Below are 4,155 nucleotides of genomic sequence, written 5' to 3' on the forward strand. Positions count from 1 at the left end.
CACCCGGAAATGTTGTCATCTGGCGCGGACTCTCCAGACTCACTGATATCGAACTCGGCGCCGAAATCGGAGCGGCCGGAAATGTGGGTAATTGAAAGCCGGTGAAGGCCGCGGGTTAGCTGCGTTTGGCGCGCTTGCCTTCGGGTTTGCGTGACCATTTTTTGGCGAGGGCCTCAACTTCCGTGGTGAGCCACTCGGCCTCGTCGATGTCAGGATCGAAGTCGTCGCCGATCCATTCGGTGAGTTCGGCGTGGCGTTCGTGGGTGGGGTCCTTGATGGCTTCGAGGAGTTCGGCATAGCCCCAGGGACCGCCACAATCCTCGGGAGGACAGCGGCCGCTGACTTCGATCAGACGCGGATAGAGCACGCCTGGCTCGGGATCGATGAGGCGCTCGACCTTGATCGAGTGCTCCCAGCCGTCACCGAAGTCATAGAGGTATGTGAGCTTCTTTGTTCCGACATCTTCGAGGATATCGGTAAGCCGAGCCTTGCGGGCATCGAGGAACTCGCCGACGCCCCAATCTGCATCCGGGTAAGGCGTGCTCCACCCGACGTCGCCGGCGCGCAGCTCGTAGAGATGGCTGTTGGTCCAACCCATGGCCGCTCGGATGGTCAGGTGCAGGCGGTCGAGCTTGATGTCGAATGGCACATCGACCCGGCGCAGAACCACCGGCTTGACGTCATCGAGCGTAATCTTGAGGCGAGCGATTCCGACGGTCATACCGCCAGTTTACGGCGCTCTATCTCGGAGGCCCAGCTCCATGGCAGGAGTTCCTCGAGCCTGTGGACAGCGTGATCGTTGATGCGGGCCAAGACGTCCGCCAGCCAGGCTTGCGGATCGACGTCGTTGAGCTTTGCCGTCATGATCAGCGTCGCCATGATAGCGGCGCGGTCGGCACCACGTTCCGAGCCGGCGAACAGCCAGGACTTGCGGCCCAAGGCAAAGCCGCGCAGCGCGCGCTCCGCCGCATTGTTTGTCAGGCAGATCCGCCCGTCATCGGTGAAGCGAGCAAACCGTTCCCAGCGGCGCAGCATGTAATCGATTGGCTTGGCGACCGCGGACGAGTTCGACAGCCGGGCACGCTGCTCGCGCAGCCAAGCTTCCAATGCCGTTAAAAGCGGGGCGCTTTGTTCTTTGCGCACCCGCAGCCGCTCTTCGGCGCTTTGGCCGTTGATGCCGCGCTCAATATCGAACAGTGCATCGATGCGCTTGACCGCCTCTAGGGCAATCGGCGAGATCGCCGCGGCGTTCTTGCCGGCCCTCGCATTGGCGGCGATGTCCGCCAGCTCAAAAAACTGCCGGCGGGCGTGGGCCCAACAGAGTGCAGGCGTGATCGGTCCCTGCGCGCGCGAGGCGTCATATAGCTCATTGTAGCCGCTATAGGCATCGGCCTGCAGGATGCCAGAGAAGCTTTGGAGATGCCGTGTGGGATGCTCCTGCCGCCGGTCGCGCGAGGCGTAATAGAGCGCACCCGGCGGCGCCCGTCCGCCGAACGGCCGATCGTCGCGCACATAATGAGATGGACGGTCCCCGCCCTGATAAGCTGCGAAAGGGCACCCAAGAAGGAGGACAAGCTATGGTGACAATCGGGCTTGATATCTCGAAGAGCTGGTTTCAAATCCACTGGATTACGGCGGATGGAGAAATTATCCGCAAGAAGCTCGCCCGCGGGAAGGTTCTCGATTTCTTTTCACGGCTTCCAAGTTGTCTCGTTGGTCTTGAGGCTTTGCGGCAGCGCTCATCATTGGGCTCGTGAACTAATAAAGCTTGGACACAAAGCACGTCTTATGCCGGCCCGCTACGTCCGAGCCTACGTGAAGACAAACAAGCATGATGCTGCTGATGCGGAGGCGTGCTGGGAAGCCGTCCAACGGCCTGGCATGCGCTTTGTCCCTGTAAAAACCGTCGAACAGCAGGGAATTTTAATGCTACATCGCACGCGAGATTTGCTTATTCGACAGCGCACAGGCGCGATAAATGCTCTGCGTGGTCATTTGGGCGAGTTGGGAATCGTGACCGGGAAGGGAAAAGCAAACGCGAGAGAGCTCATGGCACTCGTGGACGTTGACGAGCGCATCCCACAGAGCGCGCGTAGCGCTCTTTCAATCCTTGTCGATCAGATCGAAGACCTTGAGCTACACATTGAAAGCCACGAGAAAATGATCCTTGCAACTGCCAAAGACAATGAAGTCTGTCGGCGTCTCATGAAGGTGGCGGGCATCGGCCCATTTGACGCCACCGCCCTGGCGGCGTCTGTCGATCATCCACAACAGTTCGCTTCGGCAAGGCATTTCGCCGCCTGGCTTGGATTAGTACCGAAGCAGCATTCGACCGGGGGAAGGGAGCGTTTGGGCGGTATCAGCAAGCGCGGCGACGGCTACATTCGTAAGTTGCTAATACATGGCGCCCGAGCGGCCGTTCATCGCGTCCGTATCCATCAGGTCACCAATACCTGGATAACAGAGCTGCTCGGCAGGCGTCCCTTCAATGTCGTGACGGTGGCGCTCGCTCACAAAACTGCACGGATCGCTTGGGCGATCATGGCCAATGGTGAAGAATACCGCGCAAGTATAAATCGAGCGTGGCTCCGTTTGCGAGGGCAAAGCAGAGTGATGGCAACCAGTCGGACCGGGGTCGGCTAAGCCCGTTGGACCTATCGAGCTTCAGAGCTCGCCAACGTAATTGGGCGCCGATCCGCGGATCTCATCAAGGCTCGTGGCATGCCATAAAGCCGGATAGATAGCTGCAAACGATCGTTAGCCAAAACAAAGCAAATGGCCTTGCAAAGCGGGGACCGTCCATAGATAGGTCCAGATCCGCCCGGTCGTGCACTTGCTCTTGGCCAGGATGCGGATGGTGGTGTCGTCGCCATGCAGACGCTCGGCAGCGAGCACATGACGCTCGATCAGGTGGAAGAGCGGCATGACGGCGAAGGTCCCGTGGCCGACCTGATCCGCCAGCGTCGACAGCGGCAGGTCGATCCTCTCGGCCTTAAAGCGCGCACTCTGGCGATTGAGCGGGATGTGCATACCGAACTTGTCGAACAGGATCGTCGCCAGCAATTGCGGGCCGATGAAGCCGCGCGGCGTGGCATGGAACGGCGCCGGCGGCTGGCTGATCTTCTCGCAATCGCGGCAGGTGAACTTCTCGCGCACTGTCTCGATGACCTTGAAGCGACGCGGGATCTCCTCCAGCGTCTCGGTCACATCCTCGCCGATCTTCGCCAGTCGCGATCCGCCGCAGCAGGCGCAGCTCGTCGGAGCGTCAATGACGACGCGCTCGTGTTCGATATCGTCCGGCCAGGGCTTGCGCACTGGTCGCTTGCGCGTGAAGGGGCGGACGTTCTGCGTCTTCGCCGCCGCGGCCTGCGCGGCAAGCTCATCCTCGCTCGCCGTGGTGGCAAGTTCTTCGAGCTCCAATTCCAACTGCTCGATTAGACGCGCCGTGCGCTCGGAGCGCTGCCCGTACAGTTCGCGTTTGAGCTTCTCGATCCGCAGCTCGAGATGCGCGATCAGCGCCGCGTTGTCCGACAGCTCCGCCCGCGCACTGGCAGCCACCGCCTCGGCTCGCAGCCGCGCCTCACGCTCGGCCTGCAGCGCCGCCAGGGCACTCGCAAGGTCCGATGGAAGATCGTCCGGCTTCGCTATCATGAAGCCATTGAATCAGATCAAGCGCCAGATTCAAACGCAAAACGCTATCCGACCCGCGTCGGACGTTGGGTTTCTTGAGGGTTGCGCCAATCGATTCCGGACAACAGGTAGCTCATCTGCGCCGGTGAGATCGTTACGGCTTCGCCCGCAACCGATGGCCAGATGAACTTTCCTCTCTCGAGTCTTTTGGTGAACAGGCATGCTCCTTGGCCATCGTGCCAGATCACCTTCACAAGATCGCTTCGGCGACCGCGGAAGACGAACAGATGACCGCTGAGCGGGTCCTTGCGCAGCACCTCCTGCACTTGGAGTGCTAACGACGGAAAGCCTCGCCGCATGTCCGTGTAGCCCGTCGCGAGCCATACTCGCGCGCCCGTCGGAACCGGGATCATCGGCGTACCAAAGCATTGATCTTCCCCCGATAAAGTGGACGGGTTAAGCGGCTTTTAGCTCCATCTCGATCGGGGGGATATATCCGAGTGCGGAATGGAGCCTTGTCCGGTT

Annotated in this window: 2 protein-coding genes and 3 pseudogenes; 1 reads left to right on the plus strand and 4 read right to left on the minus strand. The window is 60.6% G+C overall.

What is annotated here, in order from left to right; genetic code table 11:
* Positions 1–115: 115 nt before the first annotated feature.
* Together ASG57_RS29540 and tnpC are read right to left on the minus strand one after the other, a co-directional pair.
* Positions 116–721 (minus strand): plasmid pRiA4b ORF-3 family protein, encoded by a 606-nt coding sequence (locus ASG57_RS29540; RefSeq protein ID WP_057198633.1) that lies wholly within the window; start codon positions 719–721, stop codon positions 116–118.
* Positions 718–1,515, minus strand: a pseudogene (gene tnpC, locus ASG57_RS29545) (IS66 family transposase); the annotation flags it as partial. The gene ASG57_RS29540 and the pseudogene tnpC, both read right to left, overlap by 4 nt.
* Positions 1,516–1,577: 62 nt before the next feature.
* Here tnpC and ASG57_RS29550 point away from each other — a divergent pair.
* A pseudogene (locus ASG57_RS29550) lies at positions 1,578–2,643 on the plus strand (IS110 family RNA-guided transposase).
* Between the two features lie 159 nt (positions 2,644–2,802).
* On the opposite strand, the pseudogene ASG57_RS29555 reads toward ASG57_RS29550, so the two are convergent.
* Positions 2,803–3,651, minus strand: a pseudogene (locus tag ASG57_RS29555) (IS66 family transposase); the annotation flags it as partial.
* A 44-nt stretch (positions 3,652–3,695) separates the two neighbouring features.
* The gene (tnpB, locus tag ASG57_RS29560; RefSeq protein ID WP_057198635.1) at positions 3,696–4,043 is read right to left on the minus strand and encodes an IS66 family insertion sequence element accessory protein TnpB; all 348 of its coding nucleotides are present in this window, start codon (positions 4,041–4,043) and stop codon (positions 3,696–3,698) included.
* Positions 4,044–4,155 lie beyond the last annotated feature (112 nt).

This window comes from Bradyrhizobium sp. Leaf396 (assembly GCF_001424605.1).
GTDB classification, from domain to species: Bacteria; Pseudomonadota; Alphaproteobacteria; order Rhizobiales; family Xanthobacteraceae; genus Bradyrhizobium; species Bradyrhizobium japonicum_C.